Source organism: Picosynechococcus sp. NKBG042902, assembly GCF_963864045.1.
Taxonomy (GTDB): Bacteria; Cyanobacteriota; Cyanobacteriia; order Cyanobacteriales; family MRBY01; genus MRBY01.
Map to the genome: position 1 here is coordinate 35,856 of NZ_CAWLTV010000068.1, position 15,543 is coordinate 51,398.

Below are 15,543 nucleotides of genomic sequence, written 5' to 3' on the forward strand. Positions count from 1 at the left end.
TGCTTGTTGTTGACTACCCGTTACCATGTCCATTGCCAAACGTTTTTTGACCCGTACCTGTGCTGCTGCCGCCTGTCTCCTGCTTGTGGGTTGTGGTACCACCAATAACATTACGCCCCCAAATCCCAGCGAACCGACGTTGCTCCGCCTACTGTACTGGCAAGGGCCAACCATTTTAAATCCCCATCTTTCTACGGGTTTTAAGGACTGGGAAGCCAGCCGAATTACCCTCGAACCCTTGGCAACCTTTAATCCTGATAGCGAGTTGGTGCCTGTGTTAGCCGCAGAAATTCCCAGCCTCGAAAATGGGGGTCTTAGTGACGATGGACGCTCCGTAACCTGGAAACTCAAACCAGATTTGCGTTGGTCTGATGGGGAGCCGTTCACGGCGGCGGATGTGGTTTTTACCTATGAATTCATTACAAACCCGGCGGCGGGGGCGACCAATGCGGGGGTTTTTCAGGGGGTAGAAACCGTAGAAGCCATCGACGAAACAACGGTGAAGGTTACTTTTAAAGATGTGACCCCTGCCTGGTTTGGGGTTTTTGTCGGGGCCGAGGGGATGATTTTACCCCGTCACAAATTTGTCGATTACCAAGGAGAACAGGCCAGAACTGCGCCAGCAAATCTGTTACCGGTGGGCACAGGGCCATACCGGGTGGTGGAATTTAAACCGGGGGATGTAGTGGTTTACGAAAAGAATCCCCATTATCGGGATGTCGAGCAGTTAGGTTTTGAGCGACTAGAGCTAAAAGGGGGTGGGGATGCCACCGCAGCGGCGCGGGCTGTCCTCCAAACAGGGGAGGCAGATTTTGCCTACAATCTCCAGGTGGAAACCAAGGTTTTGACGGAACTGAGTGCAGGGGGGCAGGGGCAAGTTTTAGCGAACTTTGGGTCTTTAAGTGAACGGCTGGTCCTCAACTTCACCGACCCCAACCAAGAAACCCCCAGTGGTGAACGGTCGAGTTTGGCTTTTCCCCATCCTTTCTTGACGGATCGGCGCGTGCGGGAGGCGATCGCCACGGCCATTGATCGCGAGACCATTGCCCAGGAACTGTATGGTGTCACGGGCAAACCCACCAGTAATTTTGTAGTGAATCCCCCTGAGTTCGTCTCCCCCAATACCAGCTATCGCTTCAACCCAGAACAGGCCAAGGCCCTCCTCGACCAAGCGGGCTGGGTTGATACCAACGGCGATGGGACCCGTGATCAAGACGGCGTGGAGATGCGGTTGCTGTTCCAGACCTCTGTGAATCCGCTCCGCCAGAAAACCCAAGCGATTATTAAGCAAAATTTGGCCGAAATTGGGATGGCCGTTGAGCTAAAAAGCATTGACGCCAGCATTTACTTTTCCGGCGATCCGGCCAATGTGGACACCACAGAACGCTTTACGGCAGATTTGCAGATGTTTACGACGGGCAATACTAATCCTGATCCCCTGCCCTATTTCAAACGTTACACCTGCGCTGAAATTCCGACCCAGGCCAACAACTGGACAGGGGATAACTATGCCCGTTATTGCAACCCCGATTATGACGAACTCTGGGCCGCAACCACCCAAGCCCTCGATCCAGAAGAGCGGCAAGCCTCGTTGATTCGCCTCAATGATTTGCTGATTCAAGAGGTTGCGGTCATTCCCCTCATTCACCGGGCAGAGACCGCCGGGATTGGCGATCGCCTTACGGGGGTCAGCCTCACGCCCTGGGATATGAATACTTGGAATATTGCCGCCTGGCGCAAGGAAGCCTAGGAATGACGGCCCTAAAATAGACCCCGCCGACCATTCGGCATGATAGTGGCCCAGTTCGTTTTAGCGGTTTTGAGTTGCTGGTCTGTGATTTTGGCGTTGCGCAAATTCGCGCCACAGAGATTCGCCCCGTCCAGCAGAGCGTAGTTTAAATAGGCCTGTTCTAGGTTAGCTCCCCGCAGATCGGCTTGGCTGAGGTTGGTATAGCTCAGGTAAGCCTGTTCTAGATTTGCGTCCCGGAGATTCGCTTGGTGTAAGTTAGCTTTGCCAAAATCAGCACGACTGAGATTTGCCCCCTGGAAATTGGCTTGAATCATTTGGGATTGGTGGAAAATACAGCCTGATAAATTCATGCGCGGCAGGCTGAGACCTAACAGTTGTAGTTGAGCAAAGTTTCGGCGACCTTGGCCATAGGCACTCAACATATCCTGGGCGGTCAACTTAGTTTCCATCGGATTTGCCCGATTAGCTTTGTTCGGCTCGATCCGCATGGTTTTGCCCATGGTAGAACGGGGTTTGTTGCGTCCTGCGGTCAATCGATTAATACGTTGGGCAGAGGCAGAGGGGTGATAGGTGTCTGTCTGGGAAGGGGCACCATAGGGTTTCTTTTGGCGATCGCGTCTTGCTCGGATGGCCATCGCTAACTGAGAATTAGCCAGGGTGGAAGGGCCGCCCGTCAGTTCCCCATCGTCATCGCTTGAGGCGGTGGAAGAGACTTGGCCCCCAGTGGTTCCCGTAAAGGATTCTGCGCCACTCAAATCTGCCATGCCCTGGGCCAGGCTTTCCATATAGGGTTCCATTTCGAGGGCATCAAGCACATCCTGGGCGGATTGATAGCGGTGCTTGACTGAACTCTCCAGCATTTTGTGGAGGACACTCGCGAGGCTGTTGCTGATATTGACGTGGGACTCCCACAGCAGCTCTCCCGTTTTGGAGTCGTAGTCGAGGTCCTTGGGGGGTTTCCCGGTGAGCAAATAAAGACAGGTGATCCCCACCGCATAGATGTCACTGGCATAGACGGGACGCATGGCCATTTGCTCTGGGGGAGCGTAACCTGGGGTACCAACGGCGAAGGAGGTGAGGGCCGTTTGTTCTGATGTCGAGGCGATCGCCTCGACGTTAATTTGATTTTTTACCGCGCCAAAATCAATCAAAACTAATTTTTTATCTTGGTCACGGCGAATCAGGTTGGCGGGCTTAATATCCCGGTGGATTACCTGTTGGGAGTGAATGTATTGGATGACAGGTAAAACTTCGCTGAGGAATTGCCGCGCTCCGGCTTCGCTAAATGGCCCATTTTTTTTACTTCCTGCTGCAGGTTATTGCCTTTGACATATTCCTGAACTAGATAAAAATGATTGTCGTCTTCAAAGTAATCCAGGAGGCGAGGCACCTGGGGATGATTGCCGATGCGACCGAGGGTCTCCGCCTCCCGTTCAAAAAGTTCGCGGGCCATCTGGAACAGGTGCGGCACGTTGCTCGCAAGACGCAGTTGCTTGATCACACAGGATGGTTTGCCGGGGAGGTTCAAATCTACCGCGAGAAAGGTGGCACCAAAACCACCATGGCCTAAGCTTTTGAGGGGTTTATAGCGTTGGCGCAGGATTAGGCTACTGCCACAGGTTCCGCAGACTCGCGCCTTGAGGGGATTTTTGGGGTTGGAACATTTGGGATTGATACAGTAGCTCATCCAGAGTCACCTTAATGGGAGAGGCGATCGCCTCTGCAAGGAAAGAGTTTTGGTCGCCTATTTTGTTACCGTGAGCAAGCATGGCGTTGTGATCTGACGCACCAACGGGGATGACCTGTGATGGTGTGTTCACCTCAAGCTCCATCATATCCCACCACCTTAACGTACTGGGATGGTGTCTGGGGGTTTGCTAGGCGTGCTCTTAGCGTTCCCTAAAAGGGCGCGTTTCGGCTCAGGGCTTGGGTCTTTCTGTCAGGATCTATGGGATATCATCTATGGCGATCGCCCCCAATATTTTCCCCGGTAAGGGGAGGGAAACGTTTAAAATAAACTCCTTGAAACTAGTGTAATGCCCCAAAAAGTCAATGCGGATTTCCCTGAATTGGTTAAAAGAGTTTGTTGAGATCACCCTATCGCCAGAAGAATTAGCCAAAACCCTAACCATTGCTGGGTTTGAAGTAGAAGAAATCGAAGATCGCCGCCGCCTGGCCGATGGTGTCGTTGTTGGTAAAGTTGTGAGCCGCGAACCCCATCCCGACGCCGACAAACTGAGCGTCTGTCAAGTCGATATTGGTGCAGACGAACTTTCAACCATTGTCTGTGGGGCGAAAAATGTCCGGGCCGATATCTTTGTCCCCGTCGCTACCCTAGGCACCTACTTACCCACCATTGACCTCAAACTAAAACCCACCAAACTCCGGGGTGTAAAATCCTCCGGGATGATTTGCTCCCTCTCCGAATTGGGCTTAGAAAAAGACTCCGAAGGCATTCACATTTTTGAACAACCAGACCTAAAGCCGGGGATGGATGTGCGCCCCCTCCTCGGCTTAGATGATGTGGTATTGGATTTAACCGCCACCGCTAACCGAGCCGATGCCCTCAGTATGGTCGGCGTCGCGCGGGAAGTGGCGGCCCTCACGGGGGTAGATGTCAAACTCCCAGAAATTCCGGCCATGGATACCGCCCCAGAAACGTTGACCATCACCGTGGCCGATCCTGTCGCCTGTCCCGCCTATCTCGGTACGGTGATCGAAGGTGTGACGACAGCGCCTTCTCCTGATTGGCTAAAATTCCGGCTCCAAGCGGCTGGCACTCGCCCGATTAATAATGTTGTTGATATCACCAACTATGTACTCCTCGAATGGGGACAGCCCCTCCATGCCTTTGACCGGGAGCGCCTCGCCCAGGTGGCAGGATCTGAAACCGTTGCCCTTGGGGTGCGGTTTGCCAAAGCCGGGGAAATGTTAACGACCCTCGATGGTCAAGAGCGCAAGCTAGCTGAGAAAAATTTGGTGATTACCGCCAATGATGTCCCTGTCGCTTTGGCGGGAGTAATGGGTGGTGAAAGTACGGAAGTTCACAATGGCACCCAGAATATTGTTTTAGAAGCAGCCCTATTTGAACCGGTCACTATCCGACGGTCTTCCCGGGCCGTGGGTCTGCGCAGCGAATCTTCGACTCGCTATGAACGGGGCGTCAACCAAGTGGAATTAGACCGGGCGGCCCAACGGGCGATCGCCCTCCTCCAAGAACTCACCGGAGGCACTGTAGTTCAGCGTGGTCTCACGGATACCCGACCCGATCCCAACGCCCGCCCCAAAATCCCGCTGCGCTTACAACGGCTCCACGAAGTCCTCGGCCATGTCCACAAGGACGGCAAAATTTTTGACGTGCCCCTCGCCGATGTGGAACGCATTTTGGCGGACCTCGGCTGCACCCTCGAATCCACAGGAGAAGGGGTCTGGGAAGTGGCTGTGCCCCCCTACCGTTATCGCGATTTAGAGCGTGAAATTGACCTCATCGAAGAAGTGGCCCGTCTCTATGGCTATGACAATTTCTGCGATACCCTGCCGAGTCAATCCGCCGCTGGTTTCTTGTCCCCAGCCGAAAAAGTAAATCGTCAATTGCGGGGCAGCTTCCGGGCGATTGGCCTGACCGAAGTAGTGCATTACTCCTTGGTTAAGCCAGAACTTGCTGACATCAAACTCAGTAACCCCCTGTTTGTGGAATATTCTGCCCTACGAAAGGAGCTGCTCACAGGGTTAATTGATGCCTTTGCTTACAATCAATCCCAAGGGAATGGTGCCCTCAATGCCTTTGAATTGGGTCGCGTTTTTTGGCTAGACGACAACGAAAACTATGCTGAAGCCGATTATCTGGCTGGAATTTTAGGGGGCAATCTCAATCCCGATGGCAGTTGGGCTGTTGGTGGCAAAGGTCAACCGATGTCTTGGTATGAAGCGAAAGGGTTCCTCGATGCCGCCTTCCGGCAACTGGGCTTGGAGGTGAGCTATCGGGCAGATACTAGCAACGAAAAATTGCATCCTGGTCGGACAGCGTCTCTCTGGCTTCAGGGGCGTCAACTGGGGATTTTCGGGCAACTTCATCCCCAATTGCGTCAGGAAAAAGATTTGATCGATGCAGTGTATGTTTTTGAGCTGAAACTTGATCTGCTGCAAACGGTACTGAGTCGTCCATCCCAACAGGTGCCCATTTTTAAGGCCTTTTCTACTTACCCCGCAGTCACCCGCGATTTGGCGTTCTTTGCCCCCCTCGAAACGTCTGTAGCCGACCTGGAGCAGGCCATGCAGAAAACAGCAAAAAAACTGTTGGCTGGGGTGGAACTCTTTGATGAATATCGCGGTGAGCACGCCCCTGAAGGCCAGCGCAGTTTGGCTTTCAGTTTGCAGTATCGAGCTGCGGATAAAACCCTAACGGACGAGGAGATTGATCCAGTCCACCAAAAGGTGCGGGATGCGCTGGTTAAACAGTTTGCCGTGACCTTGAGAAGCTAACCACCCCCCTCTAACTCCCCTCAAGGGGAGAGCACCCTCCGCCTTCAGCCACCTCTTTTGGGGGAGGTTTTTTGTTTATCGGAGGAATTGGGAGAGGGTTGTTCTAGCGGCGGGCAACACCATCTTGGCGGGCGGCTTGACCCACGGCGGCAGCGACGGCGGCGGCGACCCGCTGATCGAAAACCGAGGGAATAATATGCTCTCGATCCAACTGGGCCGGGCTAACCAAGGAGGCGATCGCCTGGGCTGCTTGGAGACACATATTGGTGGTAATGCTGGAGGCGCGACAATCAAGGGCACCCCGGAATACCCCCGGAAACGCGAGGACATTATTAATTTGGTTTGGGTAATCACTCCGGCCAGTGGCCACCACCGCGACTTTATCCATGATCAGTTCCGGCTGAATTTCGGGGATCGGGTTAGCCATCGCAAAGACGATTGGGTCTTTCGCCATGGATGTCACCATTGCGGGGGTCACCACACCGGGCGCACTTACCCCAAGGAAAATATCTGCATCCTGCATCGCCTCAGCGAGGGTACCAGAGGCGGCCACGGCAAAGGCTTGCTTTTCGGGGGTGAGATTATCCCGCTGGCTGGAAATAATGCCTTTGGAATCACACATCCAAATATCCGTTGCCCCTGCTTGCCGGAGTAATTTGGCGATCGCCACCCCCGCAGCCCCTGCCCCGTTAATCACGATTTTGACGCTTTGTAGGTCTTTTTTGACCAATTTCAGAGCATTAAATAGGGCGGCAAGGGAAACAATCGCTGTACCATGCTGATCGTCGTGGAAGATGGGAATATCGGTTTCTGCCTTTAGCCGTTGTTCAATCTCAAAACAGCGGGGCGCCGCAATATCTTCTAAATTCACGCCGCCAAAAACCGGGGCGAGATACTTTACCGTACGGACAATTTCTTCGACATCCTGGGTCGCCAGGCAAATGGGAAACGCATTCACCCCAGCAAACTCCTTAAAGAGCATCGCTTTCCCTTCCATCACAGGCATTGCGGCTTCCGGCCCCAAATTGCCTAACCCCAAAACAGCACTGCCGTCGGTGACGATCGCCACCATATTGCTTTTCACGGTCAAATCATAGACCTGTTCCGGTTTCTCGGCGATCGCCTGACAAACGCGACCCACCCCCGGCGTATAGGCCATGGCCAGATCCGACTGTACTGTCAGGGGAATGCGACTTTCGACGGTAATTTTCCCACCCTGGTGAATCGCAAAAGTCCGGTCTAAAACCTTAAGGATTTCAATCTCTGGCACCGCTTTGACAGCATCGACAATGTCCCCAGCGTGTTTTTCGCTGGATGCATCTACGGTGATATTGCGAATTAAAAACTTCAGATCCCGTTCTACCAACTCAATATTGCCGAGGCTGCCTCCCACGTTGGCGATCGCCTGGGTCACATTGGCCAAAGTGCCCGCCCGGTTAGGGATACGTAGCTGGATCGTGACACTGTAGCTGGGATTGGGGGGTGAGGGCAACCATAGAATTTGCGTTAAATTTTACTTGCTGAAAAAACGAAGAGAGGAAAAATTCCCATCTCATTTAACCCTACTTTTCCCCTTTCCTAAAGTATTGCGGCTTACGAAATGGCTTGGGACGATCTCAGGAAGAGACACTTTAATCTTGCCCGGAGCTGACCTGGATCAAATCGCGAATCATTGCCTTTGGGGATGCCACTCCGTAAATTCTTGGCAAAATGGAAGGGAATGTCACCTAATTGTTGAAAACATCATGGTTGCCCTCACTTCAGATCAGTACCTCAGTCCCGAAGAATATTTAGAGTTAGAGAAACATAGCGACATTAAGCATGAATATATGCATGGAGAAGCTTATGCTATGGCTGGGGCAACGCGTGCCCACAATACTGTGAGCTTAAATTTGGCGATCGCCTGCCGTAACCATTTAGGCGATTCCCCTTGCCGCACCTATATGGCTGATGTGAAAGTGCGTTTATCAGCAGGAAAAAAGTTTTTCTATCCAGATTTAGTTGTCAGTTGTGATGATGACGATGATTTGAGCTTGTCCTATGTGACCCAACCTAGGGTAATCATCGAAGTCTTGTCAGAATCGACGGAAGGCTTTGACCGGGGTGATAAGTTTAAGTTTTACCGCACGATTCCCAGCTTGCAGGAATACATTTTGGTCAGCACAACCCATTACTCAGTAGACTGCTTTCGGCGTAGCGAAGGGAAGCTCTGGATTCTAGAAAGTTATCAAGGCCAAGAGGCAACGCTTAAACTGCAATCCCTAGACCTCGAAATTCCCCTGGTTGATATCTATGCCACTGTCGATTTGCCGGAAATTGAGCCGGAATTCCCCAGTGAGATAGACGAATAAATAAAGGCGATCGCCACCCAAGCCTCACCCCAGGTTTTTAAACCAGACACCATTGATACCAATCCCTGATAAAAGCGGCCCCATAGTGGTCAGGACAAATCAATCACTGATATCGTTGTGTCTGTATGTTGTGAGGAGCAAAACCCATGATGATCATGCCAGAGGAAGGACATCCCCTGAGTCGTATGTTGGCGAGCTATCCGCCCCAAGCCCTACGGTGTGATTTACCCGCAGGTTCATTATTTGGGACTGACGGGATTCGGGGTAAAGCGGGGGATCTGCTGACGGCTCCCTTTGCGCTCCAAGTTGGCTACTGGGCTGGACAAGTGCTCCAGGAAACAGCGGCACGACGCGCCCCCGTGATCATTGGGCAAGATTCTCGCAACTCCAGTGATATGTTAGCGATGGCGATCGCCGCTGGTTTGACCGCCTCTGGATTAGAAGTGTGGCATGTGGGCCTTTGTCCAACGCCCTGTGTTTCCTATCTGGCCCGCACCACGGACGCCATCGGCGGCATCATGATTTCCGCCAGCCACAACCCCCCCGAAGATAATGGCATTAAGTTTTTTAGTGACGCTGGGACGAAACTCCTCAAGGATCTCAGTGCCAAGATTGAAGCGGGTCTGCGCGGCGATCGCCTAGAAAATATTCTGTCGCAAACCAATAACTGTGGTTCCTACCAACACCAAAAGGAACTGACCCAGCAATACCGGAATGCAGTTTTTGCGACACTTCCCCAAGGTTTATCCCTCGACGGCCTCAAAATTGTGCTCGATTTGGCCTGGGGCGCTTCTGTGCATTTGGCCCCCGAACTTTTCCAAGCCCTCGGTGCAGAAGTGATTGCCCTGCACCACCAACCAGACGGCAACAAAATTAACGTCAACTGCGGTTCTACCCACATCGACCAACTCCAAGGGGCGGTGCAGTTCCACAACGCGGATCTCGGCTTTGCCTTTGATGGGGATGCCGACCGGGTGATTGCCGTGGATAACACAGGCCGGATCGTTGATGGGGATTATATCCTCTACCTTTGGGGGAAACAACTCCAGGCAGCGGGTCAACTGCCGAACAATTTAATTGTCGGTACCGTAATGGCAAATCTGGGCTTTGAGCGGGCCTGGGAAAAACTAGGAGGACAACTTCATCGGACTGCCGTTGGCGATCAGTATGTCCAAGCGGCCATGTGGCAGACGGGGGCGATGCTCGGTGGCGAACAATCGGGTCATATTCTTTGCCATCACCACAGCGTTTCTGGGGACGGGATCCAAACGGCATTGCATTTAGCGGCCCTCGTCCGGGAGGCAGGGGTTCCCCTCAATGAGTTAATTGATCGAAGTTTCCAAACCTATCCCCAGTTCCTGAAAAATGTGCGGGTCGAAGATCGCGATCGCCGTTTAAATTGGCAGAACTGCGACGTGCTCCAAACGGAAATTGATAAGGCCGAAGCGGCCATGGGTGATAAAGGACGGGTGCTGGTGCGAGCTTCGGGGACGGAACCTGTCATTCGGGTGATGGTCGAGGCCGAGGAACAATACCTCGCGGAATATTGGACACAACACCTAGTCAATGTGGTGCAAAGCCATTTGGGCTAGGCTTGGGTCATTTTGCTGCCCGCCTTGAGGGTTTGGGCCTGGACTAAGAGGGATTCAGCAAAGGAAATGGCTTCCTCGGCGGCATGACCCCCCGTCAACTGGGCTAATTCATCGCGACGTTTCTGATGGTGCTGTAGGGATTCTACGGCGACAAGGGTGCGATCACCTTTTTGATTTTTTGCCTGGGATTGCACTTGTTTTGTCACGCGAAAATGCCCATCAGCCATGGCGGCAATGAGGGGTTGGTGAGTGACGCAAAGCACCTGATGATACTGGCTGAGGTGGTGGAGTTTGGTGGCGATCGCCTGGGCCACTTTCCCCGAAACTCCGGCGTCAATTTCATCAAACACCAAAGTTTTCGGCGTCGTCTGCTGCTGGGTAAAACAGGCTTTGAGGGCGAGGAGAAAGCGACTCATTTCCCCACCAGAAGCAATTTCGGCGAGGGGTTGAGCCACCTCTCCAGGGTTCGGGCTGAAATAAAACGTCACCTGATCGGCTCCGGCGGCAGTAGGCGAGATGGGACTAAGGCGACATTCAAAACTCACCTTTGCCATCGCCAGGGGTTTCAGTTCTTTAATCAGTTGCTTCTCTAATTTTTGGGCTGCTTTTTGGCGTAATTGGCTTAATTTTTGGCAATGGACTTCTAAGTCTTGATATTTAATTCTACAGTCTTGCTCTAGGGCTTCAAGGGACTGATCCGCAGCGGTGAGGACATCTAGTTCCCCCTGAAGTTTGTCCCGGTAGGCGATCGCCTCGCTGAGGGTCGGGCCATACTTACGGCAAATTTGCTTTAGCACCCGCATTCGGGCCTCAATGTCAGCCAATTGTTTTGGGTCAGCTTCAAGATTGTTGTTGTAGGTGCTGATTTGGTGGCCTGCTTCTACTACTTCTGTAAGGGCATTGCGCACCATGTCGAGAATGCCATTTAACTGGGTATCATAGTCCACCATTTCTTTGAGCAGATTCTCAGCCTCCCCCAAAAGATCTGCCACCGCCGGGGTTTCGGGATCGTCATTTTGGTACAAAATTTGGTGTGCCTGGTAACTGAGCTGTTGCAATTCCACCACATGGGAAAGGCGATCGCCTTCCTGTTGCAAGGTTTCTAGCTCTTCAGAATCCTCTAAATGGGCGTCACATAGCTCCTGGAGTTGATATTGCAGTAAATCTAGCCGTTGGAGCCGTTCTTGCTCCGAAGTGCGCCGACTTTCGAGTAATTGCTTTGCTTTGAGATAAATTTGATAGGTGGCAGTCACAAGTTGCCGTTGCTGTTGCACCTGGGAGCCACCGTAGCTATCTAATAAAATCCGTTGCCGTTCAGGAATCAGGAGTTCAACCGTTTGACCCTGGGCGGTAATTTCTAGCAGTTGCGCCCGGAGTTCCGCCATCAAACCCTGATTGAGAATAATTCCGTTGACACGACTGCGCGATCGCAAACCAGTGCGGGTCAGACTCAACTCCCGACTACAAACCACCGTTTCTTCTTCTAGCAGATCAATGTCTTGGCTCTGTAACCATTGTTTGATGCTGGGGGTGAGGGTAAAGGTTGCTTCAATAAACGCCCGTTCCCCGGTGGCATCTCCTTGATCATTTTTCGCCCGAATTAACCGCGCCGTTGCTTTTCCGCCAAGGGCAAGATCGAGGGCATCCAGAATAATTGACTTTCCGGCCCCCGTTTCCCCGGTCAAAACCATCAACCCAGCCTGTAAATCGAGTTCTAGATGATCGATCAACGCAAAATTTTCAATGCGGAGGCAACACAGCATAAATGGTTGAGGAAAAGAAAAGTCGTTCGCTGTCTATTATGCCGGAGTTTTGGGGCGGCAGTGGCAGATTCTGGCCCTGGCAATTTTCACTAAAATGGCAGTAGCGCTCCACAGTTTTTATGCATCTTGACCAACTCAATCAACAATATGGCCTGCCTGAACTTTCCTTTGGCGATCGCCAACCGGGTTTTCCGGTGATCAAAATTAAGAATCGGTTTGCCACGGCAGAAATCTCTCTCTATGGCGGACAGGTGCTCTCTTTCCAACCAAGCAACGCCCAGGCCGATCTTTTATTTTTGAGCGATCGCAGTCATTACCGACCAGGAAAAGCGATCCGGGGTGGGATTCCCATCTGTTGGCCTTGGTTTGGGGCAGACCCGGACGGATTAGGGCGAGCAAACCATGGTTTTGCCCGCGATCGCCTCTGGACTGTCCGGCACACCAAAACCCTCGCCAATGGCGCAACCCGCGTTATTTTAAGCTTGCAAGATGACGAAGAGACCCACAAAATTTGGGATTATGCTTTTGAACAGGCGATCGCCATCACCGTAGGCGAAAGCTTAGATCTCGAACTCACGAGTCATAACCACGATCAAAGGCCGATGACCATTACCCAAGCCCTCCACACCTACTTCACCATCGGCGACATTCAACGGGTGAAAGTGCTGGGCCTCGCAGGTTTGGACTACATCGATAAGGCGGATCAAGAAAAACTCAAACAACAAATTGGCGAAGTCACTATTCAGGGGGAAGTAGACCGCATTTATCAAAATACCGCCCCGAAGCTGTTCATTGATGATCTTAGTCTTGAGCGCAAAATTGAGGTTTGTAACCGAAACAGTACCACGACCATCGTCTGGAATCCTGGCATGGAGAAAACTGCAACCATGGGTGATCTTTCTCCGGACGCCTATCAACGATTTCTCTGTGTTGAAACGGCCAATGCTGCCGCCGAGACTATCACCCTCGCTCCCGGCGAACGCTATACCCTCGGTGTTACTTACCGATTGTTGTGAGTTATGGATTATGAAAAATTTGGGCTAGTCGGCTTCAACCTGCACCAAAACTACGGTGACGTTATCGGAACCACCGTTATCTTTAGCCGTTTCAATTAAAGCCGCCGCTGCCTGGTCGAGGTCATCATTAGCACTCAGAATAAATTGGATTTCTGAATCGTCCACTTCTTCGGTCAGTCCATCGCTGCATAACAACAGGCGATCGCCACCGTGAATCTCTAGGGTAGCCAGGTCAATCAAGCTTAAATCTTTACGACCCAGACATTGGGAAAGGACATGACGCCAGGGATGCACCTTCGCCTGTTCTGCCGTAATATCTCCCGACTGCACTGCCTGGGATACCCAGGTATGATCGCCAGTTACTTGAATGAGGGTATCTTCCCGGAAACTATAGAGGCGAGAATCCCCCACGTGGGCGCGCCAAACATGATCGCCCCGAAATAGCACCATCACCGCTGTCGTGCCCATGTCTTGACGGGCTGGGTTGTCGAGTTGATCCGCGAGGATTGCCTCATTGGCTTTGATAAGGGCCGTTTCTAAAAGATCTTCTGAGCTTTCTGGGCTTTCCCAATTAGCCTCTAAATATTGCTGGATGGTTTCTACGGCAATCCGACTAGCTTCTTCTCCCCCTGCGTGTCCTCCCATGCCATCGGCAACGATGAAAAATCGCCCGTCGGGATCACAATAGTAGGAGTCTTGGTTAGCGGAGCGCACCAACCCGGGATCAGTTTGCCCCGTAAAGCGACATTTCATAAGCATGGTTTCGGGAAAATAGCTGGAAAAGTAGCGTACTAGATTAGAACTTATCTAAATTTAGCTAAAATTTGCGGTCGTAGCGATCTAGTTTTTTAAGGAGACGCCATAATGCCCAACCAGGCACCAAGGCGATCGCCCCCACCACCGCCGTCGGAATGAATGAGCCATTCACAAATAACAGGGTAGCAGACAAAATCAGCGCACAAAAAATCAACGTATAATTTGTCGCCAGTTGCATTCCTCCCAATTTGCGGAGCAGTCGGTCAGACTCCTGGGCCCGCACCCGGATGCGAATATCACCCCGGTCTAGCTTGTCAATAGTGTCTTCAATGCGCCGTGGCAAACCAAAGGTGGAAGTGCTCAGTTGTGCCGCCTGGCGTCCTAACTGGTCAATAATGTTGCTGCCGCTGGGTAAATTTTCACTCATAACCTGGAGGGCGAAGGGTTGAGCCACCGCCATAAAATTGAACTCTGGATCAAGACCTTTGCCGACCCCTTCTAAGGTAGAAAAAGCCCGCATTACGAAGGTAAAGGTTGCTGGAAACCGAAAGGGCTGGTCGTAGGCAATTTCGTAAAGGTCATCACTAATCGCCGTAATCGATTGGGCCTCAAAGGGCTTATCCATAAAATTATCCAACATAAATTGGATCGAGCGGCGTACCGGTGCCAAGTCTCCGGTTGCTTCCAAGGCCCCTAGGGTAACGAGGGAGTTCATCACCCGGTCGGCATCCTTTTCTGTAATTCCCAACATGGTTTCCATGAGGCCAGCTTTGACATTGGCTTTGATTTCTCCCATCATCCCAAAATCATAGAAAATGAGTGCCCCATCGGGACTCACCGCCAGATTACCGGGGTGGGGGTCAGCATGGAAAAAACCATCATTTAGTAATTGTTGTAAATAGGCCCGGGCGCTGAGTTTCGCCAATTGTTTGCGTTCTAGGCCGGCCGCTTCCAGGGCTTCGTAATGGCTAATTTTGATCCCCGGTACATACTCCAAGGTCAGCACTCGCGGTGAGGCATAACGCCAGTAGACCTTTGGTACTTTTACCCAGTCAATCCCCCGGAAGTTACGCCGGAAGGTATCGGCACTGCGTCCTTCCTGGAGGTAATCTACTTCCTGCCAGAGGATACGGCAACATTCAGCGTAGATTCCAAGCCAGTCACGGTTTTTGCCCCAACGGGGATGGTTTTGGAAATACCAGGCAATTTTTTTAAGGATCGCCAGATCAATGGTGAAAAGCTGTTTCAGGCCCGGTCGTTGGACTTTAACCACCACTTCTTCGCCGCTGTGGAGTTGGGCTTTGTGGACTTGGCCGAGACTCGCCGCCGCGAGGGGAACGGGGTCGAAACTGCGAAACAGGACATTAATCGGTTTACCGAGGTCTGCTTCGATTATTTGCTTCGTTTGTTCGTAGGAAAAGGCTGGGACGCGGTCTTGGAGCTTAGACAGTTCCTGGACGTATGCTTCGGGAAATAGGTCGGCGCGGGTTGAAAAGAGTTGACCGACTTTAATAAAAGTAGGCCCCAATTCGAGGAAGCTATCTTTGATCCACTGGGCTTGGATTTTTTGCCGGGCTGCGAGTTTCTCTTCGGTAAAACCACCCGCATAAGTCCATTTCTTGCCGTTGCGGATTAGTTTAAAAATCAGGGTGAGCACAAATACCCAAATGTCGAACCGTCGCCGATTTTTGGAGTAGTTTCCACGGTTCCAGCGATAGGTAGATTTAGCCCGCTCTAGGCGCGGTGCTGGGGTGGCGTTGGGATTAGAGACCCTGGAATTGACTTGGGAAGACAGAGCAGACACAAAGAATTTGCCTATCGAAATGGGTTTAC

Annotated in this window: 11 protein-coding genes and 1 pseudogene; 5 read left to right on the top strand and 7 right to left on the bottom strand. The window is 52.0% G+C overall.

Translation table 11 applies throughout. The features are described from left to right. Positions 1–25 precede the first annotated feature (25 nt). A complete protein-coding gene (locus tag AACR41_RS07700) occupies positions 26–1,750 on the top strand; it encodes a peptide ABC transporter substrate-binding protein (protein WP_030007065.1) in 1,725 nt (574 codons plus the stop codon). An 11-nt stretch (positions 1,751–1,761) separates the two neighbouring features. On the opposite strand, the gene AACR41_RS16540 is transcribed toward AACR41_RS07700, so the two are convergent. The 3 genes and pseudogenes from AACR41_RS16540 to AACR41_RS16545 form a co-directional block, all read right to left on the bottom strand. Beyond that, entirely contained in the window at positions 1,762–1,929 is a 168-nt protein-coding gene (locus tag AACR41_RS16540) for a pentapeptide repeat-containing protein (RefSeq protein WP_397427749.1), read from the bottom strand. Positions 1,930–1,955: 26 nt separating this feature from the next. Then, a pseudogene (locus AACR41_RS07705) lies at positions 1,956–3,437 on the bottom strand (4-Cys prefix domain-containing protein). Then, positions 3,358–3,519: a hypothetical protein gene (locus tag AACR41_RS16545; RefSeq protein WP_397427746.1), complete on the bottom strand. Its 162-nt coding sequence runs from the start codon at positions 3,517–3,519 to the stop codon at positions 3,358–3,360. Before AACR41_RS16545 ends, AACR41_RS07705 begins: the two are co-directional and overlap by 80 nt. A 283-nt stretch (positions 3,520–3,802) precedes the next feature. On the opposite strand from AACR41_RS16545, the gene pheT reads away from it, so the two are divergent. Next, on the top strand, positions 3,803–6,232 hold the full coding sequence (pheT, locus tag AACR41_RS07710; protein ID WP_030007066.1) for a phenylalanine--tRNA ligase subunit beta: 2,430 nt from the start codon (positions 3,803–3,805) through the stop codon (positions 6,230–6,232). A gap of 103 nt (positions 6,233–6,335) precedes the next feature. On the opposite strand, the gene AACR41_RS07715 is transcribed toward pheT, so the two are convergent. Then, positions 6,336–7,724 (bottom strand): NAD-dependent malic enzyme, encoded by a 1,389-nt coding sequence (locus AACR41_RS07715; protein WP_030007067.1) that lies wholly within the window; start codon positions 7,722–7,724, stop codon positions 6,336–6,338. Between the two features lie 253 nt (positions 7,725–7,977). Here AACR41_RS07715 and AACR41_RS07720 point away from each other — a divergent pair, with 253 nt between their 5' ends. Together AACR41_RS07720 and glmM are read left to right on the top strand one after the other, a co-directional pair. Continuing rightward, positions 7,978–8,583: a Uma2 family endonuclease gene (locus tag AACR41_RS07720; RefSeq protein ID WP_030007068.1), complete on the top strand. Its 606-nt coding sequence runs from the start codon at positions 7,978–7,980 to the stop codon at positions 8,581–8,583. Between the two features lie 185 nt (positions 8,584–8,768). Continuing rightward, positions 8,769–10,175: a phosphoglucosamine mutase gene (gene glmM / locus AACR41_RS07725; protein ID WP_045441981.1), complete on the top strand. Its 1,407-nt coding sequence runs from the start codon at positions 8,769–8,771 to the stop codon at positions 10,173–10,175. Here glmM and recN read toward each other — a convergent pair. Continuing rightward, positions 10,172–11,938, bottom strand: a complete 1,767-nt coding sequence (gene recN, locus AACR41_RS07730) for a DNA repair protein RecN (RefSeq protein WP_030007070.1) — start codon at positions 11,936–11,938, stop codon at positions 10,172–10,174. The genes glmM and recN overlap by 4 nt on opposite strands. Before the next feature lie 119 nt (positions 11,939–12,057). On the opposite strand from recN, the gene AACR41_RS07735 reads away from it, so the two are divergent. Then, positions 12,058–12,954: a D-hexose-6-phosphate mutarotase gene (locus tag AACR41_RS07735; RefSeq protein WP_030007071.1), complete on the top strand. Its 897-nt coding sequence runs from the start codon at positions 12,058–12,060 to the stop codon at positions 12,952–12,954. A 24-nt stretch (positions 12,955–12,978) separates the two neighbouring features. On the opposite strand, the gene AACR41_RS07740 is transcribed toward AACR41_RS07735, so the two are convergent. Then, positions 12,979–13,707, bottom strand: a complete 729-nt coding sequence (locus AACR41_RS07740; protein ID WP_030007072.1) for a Stp1/IreP family PP2C-type Ser/Thr phosphatase — start codon at positions 13,705–13,707, stop codon at positions 12,979–12,981. A gap of 64 nt (positions 13,708–13,771) precedes the next feature. Then, positions 13,772–15,514 (bottom strand): ABC1 kinase family protein, encoded by a 1,743-nt coding sequence (locus tag AACR41_RS07745; RefSeq protein WP_030007073.1) that lies wholly within the window; start codon positions 15,512–15,514, stop codon positions 13,772–13,774. Positions 15,515–15,543 lie beyond the last annotated feature (29 nt).

Excerpts from the sequence above, each read along its gene's own strand:
- recN (WP_030007070.1), bottom strand. The coding sequence starts at position 11,938 with ATGCTGTGTTGCCTCCGCATTGAAAATTTTGCGTTGATCGATCATCTA.
- AACR41_RS07720 (WP_030007068.1), top strand. The coding sequence starts at position 7,978 with ATGGTTGCCCTCACTTCAGATCAGTACCTCAGTCCCGAAGAATATTTA.
- AACR41_RS16545 (WP_397427746.1), bottom strand. The coding sequence starts at position 3,519 with ATGCTTGCTCACGGTAACAAAATAGGCGACCAAAACTCTTTCCTTGCA.
- AACR41_RS07735 (WP_030007071.1), top strand. The coding sequence starts at position 12,058 with ATGCATCTTGACCAACTCAATCAACAATATGGCCTGCCTGAACTTTCC.
- pheT (WP_030007066.1), top strand. The coding sequence starts at position 3,803 with ATGCGGATTTCCCTGAATTGGTTAAAAGAGTTTGTTGAGATCACCCTA.
- AACR41_RS07740 (WP_030007072.1), bottom strand. The coding sequence starts at position 13,707 with ATGAAATGTCGCTTTACGGGGCAAACTGATCCCGGGTTGGTGCGCTCC.
- glmM (WP_045441981.1), top strand. The coding sequence starts at position 8,769 with ATGTTGGCGAGCTATCCGCCCCAAGCCCTACGGTGTGATTTACCCGCA.
- AACR41_RS07700 (WP_030007065.1), top strand. The coding sequence starts at position 26 with ATGTCCATTGCCAAACGTTTTTTGACCCGTACCTGTGCTGCTGCCGCC.